We start from the raw sequence: 13,070 nt of genomic DNA, 5'->3' as shown, positions 1-13,070 counted from the left end.
GGTACATTCTATCTCGAACTGCAACAAAGGCGCTAAGCTGCCTGCTTTTCGGGAGCCATGGTTTGAGCCGTACCTTTTCGCATTTGAGTTTTGACGAACGCCGATCGATTTCCAGGATGTTGGATCAGAAGTTTAGCCAGTCTGAGATCGCCAGACGCCTCGGCCGGGACCGTGCGACCATCTCCCGGGAGATCAAACGCAACTACTGGCACGATCAGGAATTGCCCGATGCCGAGGGCTATTGGGCGATGACCGCCAACGACATGGCGCACGAAAGGCGCCGGCGGATCGGCAAGCTCTTTCGTCGCGAGGATCTGCGGAACGAAGTGATCGGAAAGTTGGAATCCGGCTGGTCGCCGGAACAGATTGCTGGACGACTGAAGATCGAACCAGCGGCCAAGGCAAGCGTCTGTCACGAGACGATCTACCGGTATGTCTATTCACCAGAAGGACAACGGCAGCAACTCGCGCGGCTTCTCCCGGAACGGCGGAGAAAGCGCCGGCCGCGATATGCTCGCAAGCCGCAGAATCCAGTCTTTCCAGATGAGCGTTCGATCAAGCATCGGCCGGAAGTCATCAACGATCGCAAGGAATTCGGTCACTGGGAGGCCGATCTCATGATCTTCGAAAGGGTTCAGGGCAATGCCAATGTGACAACGGTTGTCGAGCGGACGAGCCGGTTCACCATGCTGTTCAAGAACAACGACCGGCAGTCCAAGCCAATCATGGAGCGGCTCATCAACGTGCTCAGCCCCCTGCCCAAGCATGCCCGCCAAAGTTTGACGTTTGATCGCGGATTTGAATTCGTCTCCTGGCGGCGACTAAAACAAGGAATGGGAACCGATGCATGGTTCTGCGATCCGTCTGCGCCCTGGCAAAAAGGCTCCGTCGAGAACATGAATCGGCGGATTCGGCGTTACCTGCCGAGGGATACTGCTGTCCTGTCAGTTCCTGATGAATCGATACGATCACTGATTGATCAGTTGAACAATACCCCGAGAAAATGCCTTGGTTTCTGCACCCCAGCTGAAGTGTTCAGGCGTGAAGTGAACAAATGACGGCAAGCCGCGGCGGAGGATGGATTTCATGAATGATCCTGCTGTGATTGCGCGGCGAGAGAAAGCGTTATTGAGGCAACCAGCGGCGGAATAAAGATCGTCAGTGCACGCCGATGTCGCTTTGCGTATCCGATTCCAGCTGCAGGCAGGCGGACCAAAGCGGCGTCTTGTGGAAGGATCCGTCCTGGAAGAGTGTGAGCCCCTCTCGTGCCTCATAGAGCAAGCCGAGCCAGCATAAGCGTTGGAAGACGCCATACTGAAGATCGGATTTCAGCTTCCAGGCTTCCAGGGTCATTTCGGTTTCTGAAAGAGGCGCCAGATCTGGATAGAGGATCTTTACAACATCTAATGGCGTGCAACCTTCTCTGGCTTTGATATTGAGAAGATTGAGGAACATGCGCCACCAGCGTAAACGCGCTCGGACCTCCTCTTCCCGCTCGGTGGCGTGGACATACGAATAGAGATAATCCGTGGCGACCAGATCGAAGAAGGCTTGCGGGTTCACCAGAAACTCCCGGCCGCGTCTGGTTGGCAGCAGCACATTCTTTTTCCGGCGGAGAAGCTTCAGATGACGGGTCATGTCGCGCACGACCCAAAGCGGCGGCATGTCGCTTTCATTGAGCACCTTGTTCATGCTGTAGAGATCTTTTGCTGTGAATCCTGGCCATAGGAAGTGCACAGCGGCCCAATGCACGAACTTGCGGTTCATGGCGCCGGTCGCCGTCAATCCTATGCCACCCTCACCGTCAGCATAGGCAATCGAAAGAAGCATGCCACGAACAAGTGGTGACAGCGCGGCGACATCGACGTCCCCATAAAGCCAAAGGGGAGCGTCATCACCCGCCCCCGTTCCTCCCTTGCAACCCGGCCCAGCCGGTCGGATCGGGGGCTGATCTCCCTACCCTGTAGCAGCCTCTAAGCCCTTGTTGCATTTACATTAGAAGTCGCACGCAAAGATAAAGTGTCCTGATCCTGCAAAGTTGGAATGTCACTCTCCCCGGGTTTTGATGACCTGGGAGATTGCGGATGGGATTGATTGCGATGAGCGAGCGTGACCTGCTTCGAATTGAGGTCTTGTCGAAAGTGATTGCCGGGCGCATGACGCTGGTGTCGGCGGCACATGTGCTTGGCTTAAGCACGCGCCAGGTGCGTCGTCTGCGCGATCGGATCAGCGCTGGCGGTGCGGCGTCGATAAGGCATCAGGCGATCGGCCGCCCGTCGAACAATCGGATCTGCGACGGCGTACGCGATTATGCCATGGCGATCGTGCGCGAGCGCTATGCCGATTTCGGTCCGACGCTGGCGGCCGAGAAGCTTGCCGAACGCGATGGATTGCGCGTGTCGCGCGAGACGTTGCGGCAATGGATGGTGGCTGCTGGCCTGTGGCTATCGGCCAAGCAGCGGCGGACGTTTCATCAGCCGCGGTTGCGGCGCGAGGCCTACGGTGAACTGGTGCAAATCGATGGATCCGAACATCGCTGGTTCGAAGATCGCGGTGATCCATGTACATTGCTGGTGTTCATCGATGATGCGACCGGCAAGCTGATGCAGTTGCGGTTTGTACGATCGGAAAGTACGTTCAGCTATTTCGAGGCGCTGGAACTCTATCTGAAGGCGCATGGTGCTCCGGTCGCCTTCTATTCCGACAAGCATTCGGTGTTCCGGGTGGCGAAGAAGGATGCCAAGGGCGGTCAGGGCATGACCCAGTTCGGGCGGGCGCTTTGCGAGCTAAACATCGAGATTCTTTGTGCAAACTCGAGCCAGGCCAAGGGTCGCGTCGAACGGATGAACCGGACGCTACAGGACCGGTTGATCAAGGATCAGCGTCTGGAGGGTATCTGCGGCATGGACGACGGCAACGCTTTCCTGCCTCGGTTCATGGAGCGCTATAACCACCAGTTTGCCGTTATCCCTGCCCGATCTGACGATCTGCATCGGCCGCTGAACCTTGCCCCGGATCGGCTGCGCGACGTCCTGTGCAAACGTGAGCAGCGTTATGTCGGTGCCCAGTTGACGTTTTCGTTCGAGCGCCAGCGGATCATGCTGGAGGAGACCGAGGTGACGCGCGGGCTGGTCGGTCGGTATGTCGAGACCTACGCGCTTGCCGACGGCAGGCTGGATGTGCGCTGGAAGGGGCATTCCCTACCCTACCGGGTGTTCGACAAGGACCAGCGGGTGACGCATGCGGCGATCACCGAGAACAAGCGGCTCGGTGATCTCCTGGCCTACATCAAGGAGCGTCAGGAGCAGCCGACGAAGCCCGCCGTGAAGACGAACAGCGAGAAGATTGGCTACAAACCGCGGGGCCGCAGGCCGGGCAAGCGGACGGATTTTATGAACGATCCCGCCGTCATTGCTCGGCGCGAAAAGGCACTGTTGAGAAAGCAAGCTGCCGAGTGACGGGTCGATTGGATCGTCTCAAAGCTAAAGCCGAAGGGGTGGCCCTCATCCGCCCCCTCCCTTCCCTTGCAACCCGGTCCAGCCGGTCCGGTCGGGGGCTTGCCTCAGCGCCGGTGGAGATGTCGAGTGTCGCATGTCTAAATGGCTGACGACGCCGCTCAAAGTGACATTTTAACTTTGCGCAGCGCCGGACAATTCAACCTTGCTGCCACATTGTGTGTGTAGCCGGGTACATTCTATTTTCAAGTGCGACATGCCAATGATTTCAATCGCTTCACTTTGGAGATTTTGGCATGTCCCGATGCTATACGCAGCTTGCTCTCGCCGACCGACGACGCCTACATCAGCTGGTGGCGGCAAAAGTTCCGGTCAACGAAATGGCCCGCCAGCTTGGCCGTCACCGCTCGACGATTTACCGCACTACGACGGCTATTACAGCACGGTTGCTCACGATATCTCCAGGGGGCATCGTCAACTTAACGGACGCGAAACAGCGGCAGCCCGTTCGCGCCACTGTGGTTCATGCCCGAGCGATTGCCGCCCATAGGCTCATCGCCCCTGAACGCAATTCGCGATGGTGACCGGAGGAGATGTCATGACGTGGGATGTGGAACAGGTTGGCAATCGGGTCATGGATGGAGACGAAGCGTTGTAGATTGCCGGGTGTCGAGCATCGCTCCCACAAAGGGCTGAACAACCGGGCGGAGAATTCCCATCAGCCGATCCGGCGACGAGAGCGGATTATGAAGCGCTTTAAGTCACCGCGACATGATCTCCCGCTTTGCGCCATCGTAGGAGCGGAGCTTGTCGGTGACCATCACCCGCGGCGGTCGTCCCTGACCGCTCAACAACTTACGCATCAGGCGCTTTGCCGCCTTGGCATTGCGGCGGCTTTGCACCAGAACCTCCAGAACAAAACCGTCTTGATCCACGGCGCGCCAGAGCCATTGCTTCTTGCCGCAGATCGAAACGACGGCCTCATCGAGATGCCATTTGTCGCCGAGCCGACCAGATGAACGGCGGCGGATCTCGTTGGCGAAGGAACGTCCGAACTTCTCTGCCCAAAGCCGGATCGTCTGATGCGAGACGATGATGCCACGCGCCGCCAACATATCCTCGACCATCCGCAGGCTGAGGGGAAAGCGGAAATAGAGCCACACAGCTTGGGCGATGACCTCAGTTGGAAAGCGATGGCGGCGATAAAGCGAATCACCATCTGTCATGGCCTGTCATCGCACAGCCAATTCCACATTCCGTTAAGTTGACGATGCCGAAAAAATCTTACTCCTGGTCTTCGTAGCTATAGGTGGCACAGCTCTCGTCGTCGCTTCGCGGTGGCCTCGAACCGGTGAACACCGCGATCGCCATGGAGCCGTCGCCGTCGCTCCACGTGGCGAGATAGGTGACCTTGCCTGCGCCGCAGAGACGGTTGCCGTTCTTCAATTCCGGATCAAGCGGCTGCGCGAGGCGATAAACCGATCCCGGCACGCGCTTGCCATCGACTACCAAACTGTCTGCGATCAAATCCGAAAAGGTAAGCTCCTTGCCGTTCTCGAAGGTGATCCCGTCATCATCCATATCGATGTCGCCGGTAATGCTCATGGCAGTGTTGCTGCTTGCTGAGTAATGGTCTGCCGCCGTTGCGGATGAAAAGCAGGCCCCCCCCCCCCCCCCCCCCCCCCCCCCCCCCCCCCCCCCCCCCCCCCCCCCCGATCCGTGATCAGTCGTTGATCGGCTTCAGGGACGAGATAATCCCACTGACCGCGTCATCATGCTTGGCCTCGTCTTCCGTCGAGCCCCAATAGGTGATGACCAGCATCTTGTGTTCGGACGGCTGCGCAAATGCGAGTTGCACATGCACCGGGCCGTCCTTATCGGTGCCGTCCCACTCGAGATGGCCGAGCTTCATGCCGTTTAGGGTCGTGTCAGGAAACTCATGCTTGCTCTTTGCATCGATAGTCACGCCATTCTTGACGAGGAAATCGACGGCGTTGTCGACCGTCTTGTCCATGGTTGCATCATCCGCGATATCGATCGAAAAATAGATGGCGGAATCTGGCGAGGTTGCATCAATTCCGGTTTCAGTTTCCTTCGGTCCCCAGCTGTGCGGGATAGACACCTCAGCTATCGGCTCTTCACTTGGAAACTGCAGCGTCTCGGCATGAGCAAACATCGGAAAGGAGATCGCGAGAGCCGCGACCAAAAGCATATGTTTCATGATAGGTCCTGATTAGAAGATTAGACGTCGGCGTTGCGGCGCGCAACTGCCGTGCGATGATGCTCCCATATGCCGAAAATATTCCTAATCCCTATGAAGTCGATCGGACCATTTCTGGTACTGTTCGCAGTAATATCGTCGGCGGTCGACGCGCGGTCCAAGGCCTTCCGGCGACTGCGATAGCTGAGCGCGAAGCCGAACTTCGCCAGGGCCCGGAGGGAATAGACAGCCAGAAGGATTATGAGGACTTTCGCCACCATTTTTCGCCTCCATGCTGACGTACCGACTTACGATACGTTACTGTAGCGTAGCTTTGGCTTGGACCCTGTCAATGCGCGCATCCTCCAGCATCGGAACCGGCCGTCCCCGCAGCCCTGAGGTCGATGCCGCAATCCTTGATGCAGCGCTGGCGCTATTCATCGAGGGTGGGCTTAGCGCGGTTAGCTTCGAGCAGATCACACAACGGTCCGGCGTCAGCAGGACCGCGATTTACCGCCGCTGGTCCTCCAGAGAAGAAATCCTCGCTCGAGCCCTCGGCCACCTTTGCGAAGAGGCGGAGGCCACATTCGCCGACTGGGCCGAGCGGCCGATTTCAGAGGTAATGGATTGGTTCGTGGAGAATGTGCCACGTCAGATGCTCAACCCGCTCTATCGGGGCCTTTCGCGCAGCGTGCTGGCCCTGGGCGAAAAGTCAGAGCTGAAGGCAATTTATTCTGAGGCCGTCCTGCGTCCACGCAGAGCGGCCTTCTCCAACATGATCCGGCGCGCTCGCGCCACTGGCGCTCTTCCGAGTAGTCTCGATCCGGAACTAATCCAAGACATGCTGATCGGCGCCCTGCTCCATCAGATCCTTCTCGAGCCTGCGGACCAGACGGAGGAGCAGCTCAGAGACTACATCATTCGGCTCTTAACCGGCTTAGGACTGCTTCAAAAATGAGCGAACGAATCCAACGACGTGGTGGACAAACAGTGAGAGCAACGGTGCTCGGTATACGATTTTCCCTGAAGCTTTGCATTCTCGCATCACTTGCAATTTTTGCCGCGCATCTCGACGTAACGGGCTTGGTGCAGGTGCTACTTGGGCTCGTGTTCTGTGTGATGAGCGCTGCCGTCTGGGGCGCCTTCCTCTCGCCAAAGCGCAAGCACGAGATCGGACTGGCTGGGCGGCTGGCTCTCGAAGCCGCGTTCTTCGCGGGCGCGGCACTGATCCTGGCTTACGTTGGCTGGCCGGTGTCGGCACTCGCGCTGATCGCGGTTGCCGTTGCCGATCGAATCGCCCTAGCGCTCATCTCGTGAGATTGAGACCGCGGGATGCCGGCGTGCCGCGCGTACCCATCCCGGGCAGTATGCGACGGAGCTGGCCCATGGCCGTCAAATTCCGCAATCTGAAACGGGTGCTGGGGCGTCACAGCGTAAGCGCTTTCCTGCGGTCACGGCGGGTAGAATCAGATGCTGCTATTTTGTGGGCTGATGGGCGGCCAGACGCTCTGCCTCTGCCAACGCGGCAGTTTTGGTTTTGAAGGGCCGACATCAGGGGTGGCCCGACCGATGTCTTACCGCGCATGGTGTGACCCATGGTAGAATAGCGTCAGTGGTGGAGGAGAAAAGGACGAGGCACGACATTCACAGCATGCCTCCAACCATTGCGCAAAAGCTCGTAAATGTTTCTCAAAATTTGGTAGTCGGTGCCGAACTGGCCGTCGGCGCGACCCGAGCATTTATGGGAGGGCCTGTCGATAGGCTGCCCAGGACGCACCGAAAATTGGGCCCCCAACGAAGTTATGCCGGTTCGCGCCTGAGCAGCAAATTGGGTAGCGTCCCCGCCATTCCGCGTTTAGTGTTCTGCCGCCAATCTGCAACTGACACCACGAATAACTTGCCATGCGCGGCCACCTGCTCAAGCTTCTTGCGGAGATTGCTGACGTGGCTATCTAAGGTGTAATCGAGCAAGCTGGCGAAGGTTTACAAAATCCAAGAAAATCAATTTTGCATCATGGGCTCTAGTCCCCGAAAGCACTCTGTCGTCCCCTGTTGCCCATGCGATTTCTTTCATTTCCACATTCCCGATGATCATTTATTCGCGCTGCGGGGAACCACAAATAAGCGGAACCAGATAATGCTGTTAGGAAGCATAGCGCTTGAAAGGATGCGAACCGAGGCCGTCAAACTGCTCGCTCCTTGTCTCCATCGCCGCAAGACGCTATATAAGGTGATGTATTAATTGCGGTAAAAATCGATGACGTTAGTCACTACGACAGTGTTAGCAACGGTAAACGCCCCTTACGGGACGAGCCTTTCAGCTGAGCAGTTGGCGTCGAAGATTGTCGACCCGGGAAGCGCCGATCATTACGACGCATCTGCATTTGCGTTCTTTTCTGAAGTTAGCGAAAGCCTTCAGCATTCGTTTCTCGATGAAATGCACGTCAATCTTACAGATGCCTCTGTCGTTGCAAAGCGGTTTTCCGACATGGCCGGATACGAACTGCCGCTCGCCCGGGCCGCCTAGTGACACAATCTGAAAATAGTCATTGGGCAGAGCTCTTTGACCAGGCCCAGAAGATAATCAGCCAAGCTAATTCGAAGTTCACCGTTCTCGACAGCTGGAGTTTCGGCGGCGGCACTGCGCTGATGCTTCAAATCGACCATCGGGAAAGTTTCGATGTCGATATCTTCATCGACGATCCTCAGGTGCTGCCTTATCTCAATCCACAAACGCAGGGCTTTACTCTCGATATATACCCTGACGCTTACACTTTCGACGGCACGCATGCTCTCAAAATCGTGTTCAAGGAATCGGAGAGGTCGACTTTATCGTCGCAACGCACCTGACGTCTGAGCCCACGAGAGAAAGAGAAATACGTGGACAGAGGGTTTACCTCGAAACGCCAGGCGAGATTGTTGCGAAGAAGATTTTCTATCGCGGGGGCTCAATGCAGCCACGCGACATGTTCGATATCGCGTGCGTCCGCGAGAGCGAGGGCCATGATTATCTCGTAAAGGCGCTCATTCCGTTCAAGGAATCATGCGCACGCGCGCTGAAAACGGCACGCGTGATGGACGCCCGGCTCGCCGAGGCTGTTATGTCCAAACTTCTATACCAATCAAAATACTCAAGGATCCCATCGCAAGCACAGCAGATGACGATTGAGATTCTAGAGGCCGTTTGTGGCTATGGGCCAACCGAGGTTTAAGCAGGACTACTTGCTCTTGAATGGAATCGAACCCGCGACCTGCGAAAATCTCAAGATCTCATCTCTCTGAAAATCCACGGTAATCTCGATGAAGGCCTACGAGCTTCCTAACTACCCGAACGCGCTCAAAGCGATGGTCGTTAGGTTTCGGCAGCATTTTCCACACTTTTCCATTTCGCGCTGAACTCCTTAAGCAGCTCACGGAATTGGTCCGACAAGGTTACTCGCGATGGGAGTGGGTCTCGTCGAAACGCAAAGGTGGATTAATTTCGAGCGCAAAGCGACAATCATCAGCGGTCGAGGATGATACGATGATACCATCCTCAGTGAAGACGCCGGTGAACAGCTTCTCGCCATGGCAACCGAGGGCATCCGCACTGAGCATCCGCTGTTTCGGCATGACTTGCTCTCTGAGCCTGCGTAACGATTAGTTTCAGGTATCGATAGTGATGGATCTAAGCTCGCAAATCAGCTGAACTCGTAACAATTCACAGGCTCGCACGAAGAGCTGAAAGCGACGGAAGACCAGTTCCAATGCCCCGGAAAAACAGTTAGACACCGCGCAGGCGCGGCGGATGCCGCCGTCTAGCCTTAGTCGCTACGGCTCGTGGAACGATGGCTGCCCCGGGCAAGCGCCACGAAACGCTGCTTGACCTCGGCAAACAGGGCTGGCGGCAGTGGCCCGTAGTAGCCGCTTTCGCTGTCGAGCGGACGAATATCGGGGCCCCGCCAAACAAAGCGGTTGCTTTCGCTCAAGACGATCCACGACCGGTCGTCGTCGAGCCCAAGGCGGCGCTTAGTGGCCGGCGGAATCTCGATGGGATCGGCCGGATTAATCGGTGGCGAATGTGTGATCGGCAAGACGCGCACGATCGGCGCTCCCTCATCAAGTGCGGTCACGATCGCCAGCACCAGGCTCGGCCGATCCTTGTCGCCCTCCTCCTCCCGTCCCTCGAGGTGATGCCGATGCCAGAGATAGGAATAACCGGAAGACCCAGCCGACCTTCGGTTCAGTCGGCGGCATTCTTGTCCGTCAGCAGTTCGGCATTGAGATGATCAAGACCCGGGTCCATTTCGGATTTTTCGACGGCGGCGATATCTTCATCACCGAGTTGCGTCGTCAGTTCGACGCGACGCTCTCGCCGCATCAGCCGAAGATAGTCCTCATAGGCAATGAGCACCGTACGGGGCCGGCCGTTCTTGGTGATGATCACCGGCTCGCGAACCGCGGCATCTTGAAAGGCGCCGAAATTTTTCGAGACCGCTGCGGCGGTTACCGTCACTGTCATGTGTATTCTCCTTTTTTCCGGAAAATACGGATTTCCCGGAAATCCCGCAAGTAGGAATGAAAAATGAAGGCTCTTGTAAAGTCTAGCACAGCGCCGTCGCCAGATGGCGGACGGAAGCGGCCAATCGCGGCATTCCGCTGCCCGAAGCGATGGAGCAGTCGCGACATCGGTCGGTGCAGCAGGCCTCGAGCTATTACAACAGTGCAACCAGACGCAGCGGGCGGGCAGCTCGACTTCTTTGAAGACCAGAGCGGCCCAAGGTTATACCAACTATGCCGCGCGTCAGACGGCGATGGGATCTCTTGGCGTTATCATCGGCGGCGCGATTGACCTTTAAATGGCCTCTTTATGCGTCCAAAGGCATCGGCAGGTTCACGCGAATTTTCGATAGTTCGAAACAATGGCATGTCGGCCTGGATGGCCGAACCACTGTCGGAGCCCGTGGACGGAGATTCAGGTCACGCTGTGGGACAAAAGATGAAACAAAGTCTAGCCGTTTGCGCACTCCCGTCTTTCGTTGGTCTATGCATGCTTTCAGCAAGTGCGCTGGCAGCGCCCGCCAAGCCGCCGGAAGCCTCCACGGCGGCGCTAGCGGATGCGACGCAATCGTCAGTTCCCTACGCCGGTCCGGCGCGCCGGATTGCCGAACTCTTGCCACGGGGTAATGCATCGCCACTAGCCACGCTTTTTGATCCCGTAGCCGCCAATCAGGCAAAGATCTTCCGCGAAATGAGCAGCGTGCAAGTGCCTATGAATGTCGATATCGCGGAAATCGTCGAGGCCTACTACAATCAACCGAAGGCGAAGCTCGTCTGGGTGGATGGTAAGGGTGCGACGGTAAAGGCTGCGCAGGCAATCGATCTGATGAAACAGGCCGGCGACTGGGGGTTGACGCCAGAGGACTACGCCGTGTCGGCAACGTTCGAGTCCCTGCCGCAAGGTTCACCGGAGCGCGTGAAGGCGCTGGCCCAATTCGAAATAGCGTTGTCCAGTAAGATGCTGATGTTCTTGCAGGACAATTTCCGTGGGCGCATCGATCCGAACCAGTTGTCCCATTATTACGATTTCAAACGCAAGCCTGTCGATCTGAAGGCAACGATGTCTCAGCTATCCGTCTTGCCCGATCTCCTGCCCGTCTTCGACCGACTGATGCCGGGCAACCCGAAATTTGGCCAGCTTGCTGCCGAGCTTCACTATCTGCGGACATCCGGACAGGGATCGGACACCGCCGCTGATATCAATAAGGTAATTGTGGCCATGGAGGAGATTCGTTGGCTACCGCAGCAATTCCCGCAGCGGTACGTCTTCATCAACCAGCCCGCCTACATGGCATATTATAACGAAAACGACCAGACCACACTTTCGATGAAGGCCGTTATCGGTCAGCAGGACCATCAGACAAATTTCTTCAATGCGTCGATCAAGACGGTCGAATTCAATCCTGATTGGGGTGTGCCGCAATCGATCATTCACAATGAGATGCTGCCACATTTGAAGCGCGATCCGGCCTATTTGGACAAGGAAGGCTATGTCGTTTCCGTGAAGGGGAAGCAGATGCCGTCAGCGAAGGTCGATTGGTCTCAGCCGCTCGAGAATATATCGGTTGTCCAGCCGCCTGGGCCAGATAATGCGCTTGGGCAATTGAAGATCCTCTTCCCCAATGCCCACGACATCTACATGCACGACACGCCGGCTCGCGGCAAATTCGCGTCTCAGGACCGCATGTTCAGCCACGGCTGTGTGCGTCTGGAGAACCCCCGTGGCATGGCGGCGGCCGTCCTCAATCAGACGGTGGACTTCGTCAGCCAGCAAATAGCGGGTGGAGAGAAGAAGGACATGCCGCTTCCTGAACAGGTTCCTGTCTATGTTGCTTACTTCACCGCATGGCCGACTACAGACGGAACTGTCGAATACTACGACGATATCTATGGACGCGACGCGGAAACGTTGAATGCGATAGCGACCACTACGTCAAACCGCACCCATTAGTGCCGCACACCACCAGTGCGGTCACTTGGCAGTTAAATGAAACTGATCGTGAAGCTGTCAGCGTTTCGCGATTTCCTGGTTGCACAGGTCGAAGGCAAACCGGATATCACCATGCCAGAGCTTGCCCGTCGGCTTGAGGATGAACATGGATTGGTTATTCCACCATCGTGACCTCTCCTATCGAGGCAAAGACGGTTGTGCCTGCTGTTGGGAGCTCCCAACACGGTGAATGATGTGGCAGTCATTCCAATATCGACGGCGAGTTTTGCATTCTGCCAGCGCCGGCTTACAACTGCAACATCAAGCAAGTGTAGACCGCGCCCATAGTCCATAATTTGCCGGCAGGCCTTCAGCACGATCCCAAGGGGAAACGCTTTTAGCGGTTCGGTCGGCGGTCGCAGCTTCTCGCTCGGCTTCGCCCCTGCTGATAAAATGCGTCGCCCATCACGCCTGGATCCGCTCGAATGCGCCTCAGATCCCAACCACGGCACGCCTGATAATGTCGAGGTGCGACCGCGTTTTCTGCGTATAGGCTAAGATCCGAATATCTGACGGAAGCCGCCAACCGCGGTGTGCCGCTGCAGGAGGCGATGCAGCAGTCGTTGCGCAAGTCGGTGACGCAAGCCGCAAGCTACGACAACAACGCCGAAAGGAAGAACGGGCGAGCCGCGCGATTAGTGATGTAACGGCCGCATCAAGGTCTTTTCGAGGAGGCTTACTAATTTGCCTTGCAATTCTGGAATTCAACTCCATAAATGCAAGGATGATTGACCGTCGAATATCAACAGAACTGAACGAGTTGCTCGACACCAACCCGGCTGTTGCACTCATCGGCCCGCGTCAGGTCGGTAAGACGACATTGGCACTCTCCATAGCCGACCATCGTCCATCGATCTATCTCGATCTGGAATCGGATGCTGATCGC

Annotated in this window: 15 protein-coding genes and 7 pseudogenes; 13 read left to right on the top strand and 9 right to left on the bottom strand. The window is 56.8% G+C overall.

Going from position 1 to position 13,070, the window contains the following annotated elements:
- Nucleotides 1-62 precede the first annotated feature (62 nt).
- Nucleotides 63-1,058 carry an IS30 family transposase gene (locus tag PY650_RS35625; RefSeq protein ID WP_285884759.1) on the top strand — a complete coding sequence of 332 codons (996 nt, stop codon included), beginning with the start codon at nucleotides 63-65 and terminating at the stop codon, nucleotides 1,056-1,058.
- Nucleotides 1,059-1,158: 100 nt separating this feature from the next.
- Here PY650_RS35625 and PY650_RS35620 read toward each other — a convergent pair whose 3' ends face one another.
- Nucleotides 1,159-1,851, bottom strand: coding sequence for a hypothetical protein (locus PY650_RS35620; RefSeq protein WP_285884757.1), 693 nt, complete (start codon nucleotides 1,849-1,851; stop codon nucleotides 1,159-1,161).
- Nucleotides 1,852-2,084: 233 nt separating this feature from the next.
- Here PY650_RS35620 and PY650_RS35615 point away from each other — a divergent pair, with 233 nt between their 5' ends.
- Both PY650_RS35615 and PY650_RS35610 read left to right on the top strand, forming a co-directional pair.
- Complete coding sequence (locus tag PY650_RS35615; protein ID WP_285884753.1) at nucleotides 2,085-3,458, top strand: ISNCY family transposase; 1,374 nt, start codon at nucleotides 2,085-2,087, stop codon at nucleotides 3,456-3,458.
- Nucleotides 3,459-3,751: 293 nt separating this feature from the next.
- Nucleotides 3,752-3,933, top strand: a pseudogene (locus PY650_RS35610) (helix-turn-helix domain-containing protein); the annotation flags it as partial.
- A gap of 45 nt (nucleotides 3,934-3,978) precedes the next feature.
- Here PY650_RS35610 and PY650_RS37595 read toward each other — a convergent pair.
- Nucleotides 3,979-4,116 (bottom strand): annotated as a pseudogene (locus PY650_RS37595) (IS6 family transposase); the annotation flags it as partial.
- Nucleotide 4,117: 1 nt separating this feature from the next.
- Here PY650_RS37595 and PY650_RS35605 point away from each other — a divergent pair.
- A pseudogene (locus tag PY650_RS35605) lies at nucleotides 4,118-4,225 on the top strand (DDE-type integrase/transposase/recombinase); the annotation flags it as partial.
- Here PY650_RS35605 and PY650_RS35600 read toward each other — a convergent pair.
- The 4 genes and pseudogenes from PY650_RS35600 to PY650_RS35585 form a co-directional block, all read right to left on the bottom strand.
- Nucleotides 4,225-4,681: pseudogene (locus tag PY650_RS35600) on the bottom strand (IS6 family transposase); the annotation flags it as partial. The pseudogenes PY650_RS35605 and PY650_RS35600 overlap by 1 nt on opposite strands.
- A 58-nt stretch (nucleotides 4,682-4,739) precedes the next feature.
- Nucleotides 4,740-5,060, bottom strand: a complete 321-nt coding sequence (locus tag PY650_RS35595; RefSeq protein ID WP_285884752.1) for a hypothetical protein — start codon at nucleotides 5,058-5,060, stop codon at nucleotides 4,740-4,742.
- Nucleotides 5,061-5,178: 118 nt separating this feature from the next.
- Nucleotides 5,179-5,676 (bottom strand): histidine kinase, encoded by a 498-nt coding sequence (locus tag PY650_RS35590; RefSeq protein WP_285884750.1) that lies wholly within the window; start codon nucleotides 5,674-5,676, stop codon nucleotides 5,179-5,181.
- A gap of 20 nt (nucleotides 5,677-5,696) precedes the next feature.
- A complete protein-coding gene (locus tag PY650_RS35585; protein WP_285884748.1) occupies nucleotides 5,697-5,936 on the bottom strand; it encodes a hypothetical protein in 240 nt (79 codons plus the stop codon).
- Nucleotides 5,937-6,007: 71 nt separating this feature from the next.
- Here PY650_RS35585 and PY650_RS35580 point away from each other — a divergent pair, with 71 nt between their 5' ends.
- From PY650_RS35580 to PY650_RS35565, 4 genes are all read left to right on the top strand, one after another.
- A complete protein-coding gene (locus PY650_RS35580) occupies nucleotides 6,008-6,613 on the top strand; it encodes a TetR/AcrR family transcriptional regulator (RefSeq protein ID WP_285884747.1) in 606 nt (201 codons plus the stop codon).
- Complete coding sequence (locus PY650_RS35575; RefSeq protein WP_285884745.1) at nucleotides 6,610-6,972, top strand: YrdB family protein; 363 nt, start codon at nucleotides 6,610-6,612, stop codon at nucleotides 6,970-6,972. The genes PY650_RS35580 and PY650_RS35575 overlap by 4 nt, the downstream gene beginning before the upstream one ends.
- A gap of 940 nt (nucleotides 6,973-7,912) precedes the next feature.
- Nucleotides 7,913-8,182 carry a hypothetical protein gene (locus tag PY650_RS35570; protein WP_285884743.1) on the top strand — a complete coding sequence of 90 codons (270 nt, stop codon included), beginning with the start codon at nucleotides 7,913-7,915 and terminating at the stop codon, nucleotides 8,180-8,182.
- Complete coding sequence (locus PY650_RS35565; RefSeq protein WP_285884741.1) at nucleotides 8,182-8,505, top strand: nucleotidyl transferase AbiEii/AbiGii toxin family protein; 324 nt, start codon at nucleotides 8,182-8,184, stop codon at nucleotides 8,503-8,505. The genes PY650_RS35570 and PY650_RS35565 overlap by 1 nt, the downstream gene beginning before the upstream one ends.
- 582 nt (nucleotides 8,506-9,087) lie before the next feature.
- Here PY650_RS35565 and PY650_RS35560 read toward each other — a convergent pair.
- From PY650_RS35560 to PY650_RS35550, 3 genes and pseudogenes are all read right to left on the bottom strand, one after another.
- Entirely contained in the window at nucleotides 9,088-9,267 is a 180-nt protein-coding gene (locus tag PY650_RS35560; RefSeq protein WP_285884740.1) for a hypothetical protein, read from the bottom strand.
- Nucleotides 9,268-9,458: 191 nt separating this feature from the next.
- A pseudogene (locus tag PY650_RS35555) lies at nucleotides 9,459-9,891 on the bottom strand (plasmid maintenance toxin (PemK-like)).
- Entirely contained in the window at nucleotides 9,878-10,156 is a 279-nt protein-coding gene (locus PY650_RS35550; protein WP_285884739.1) for a type II toxin-antitoxin system Phd/YefM family antitoxin, read from the bottom strand. Before PY650_RS35550 ends, PY650_RS35555 begins: the two are co-directional and overlap by 14 nt.
- A gap of 107 nt (nucleotides 10,157-10,263) precedes the next feature.
- Between PY650_RS35550 and PY650_RS35545 the strand changes: the two are divergent.
- The 5 genes and pseudogenes from PY650_RS35545 to PY650_RS35525 all read left to right on the top strand — a co-directional run.
- Nucleotides 10,264-10,398: pseudogene (locus PY650_RS35545) on the top strand (integrase); the annotation flags it as partial.
- Nucleotides 10,399-10,684: 286 nt separating this feature from the next.
- Nucleotides 10,685-12,145, top strand: coding sequence for a L,D-transpeptidase family protein (locus PY650_RS35540; protein ID WP_285884738.1), 1,461 nt, complete (start codon nucleotides 10,685-10,687; stop codon nucleotides 12,143-12,145).
- Between the two features lie 36 nt (nucleotides 12,146-12,181).
- A complete protein-coding gene (locus PY650_RS35535; RefSeq protein ID WP_285884761.1) occupies nucleotides 12,182-12,316 on the top strand; it encodes a hypothetical protein in 135 nt (44 codons plus the stop codon).
- Nucleotides 12,317-12,663: 347 nt separating this feature from the next.
- Nucleotides 12,664-12,831, top strand: a pseudogene (locus PY650_RS35530) (integrase); the annotation flags it as partial.
- Between the two features lie 77 nt (nucleotides 12,832-12,908).
- A partial coding sequence (locus PY650_RS35525; RefSeq protein ID WP_285884755.1) for an AAA family ATPase occupies nucleotides 12,909-13,070 on the top strand: 162 nt, incomplete at its 3' end.

Origin of the sequence: Martinezella calliandrae, from assembly GCF_030272695.1 — a bacterium.
GTDB classification, from domain to species: domain Bacteria; phylum Pseudomonadota; class Alphaproteobacteria; order Rhizobiales; family Rhizobiaceae; genus Rhizobium; species Rhizobium calliandrae.
This window is presented reverse-complemented; position numbering and strand designations above follow the sequence as displayed.

Bases quoted from the DNA above. Each gene is read 5' to 3' on its own strand.
- PY650_RS35615 (WP_285884753.1), top strand. From the start codon at position 2,085: ATGGGATTGATTGCGATGAGCGAGCGTGACCTGCTTCGAATTGAGGTC.
- PY650_RS35570 (WP_285884743.1), top strand. From the start codon at position 7,913: ATGACGTTAGTCACTACGACAGTGTTAGCAACGGTAAACGCCCCTTAC.
- PY650_RS35540 (WP_285884738.1), top strand. From the start codon at position 10,685: ATGCTTTCAGCAAGTGCGCTGGCAGCGCCCGCCAAGCCGCCGGAAGCC.
- PY650_RS35575 (WP_285884745.1), top strand. From the start codon at position 6,610: ATGAGCGAACGAATCCAACGACGTGGTGGACAAACAGTGAGAGCAACG.
- PY650_RS35560 (WP_285884740.1), bottom strand. From the start codon at position 9,267: ATGCCGAAACAGCGGATGCTCAGTGCGGATGCCCTCGGTTGCCATGGC.
- PY650_RS35585 (WP_285884748.1), bottom strand. From the start codon at position 5,936: ATGGTGGCGAAAGTCCTCATAATCCTTCTGGCTGTCTATTCCCTCCGG.
- PY650_RS35550 (WP_285884739.1), bottom strand. From the start codon at position 10,156: ATGACAGTGACGGTAACCGCCGCAGCGGTCTCGAAAAATTTCGGCGCC.
- PY650_RS35580 (WP_285884747.1), top strand. From the start codon at position 6,008: ATGCGCGCATCCTCCAGCATCGGAACCGGCCGTCCCCGCAGCCCTGAG.
- PY650_RS35535 (WP_285884761.1), top strand. From the start codon at position 12,182: ATGAAACTGATCGTGAAGCTGTCAGCGTTTCGCGATTTCCTGGTTGCA.
- PY650_RS35590 (WP_285884750.1), bottom strand. From the start codon at position 5,676: ATGAAACATATGCTTTTGGTCGCGGCTCTCGCGATCTCCTTTCCGATG.
- PY650_RS35595 (WP_285884752.1), bottom strand. From the start codon at position 5,060: ATGAGCATTACCGGCGACATCGATATGGATGATGACGGGATCACCTTC.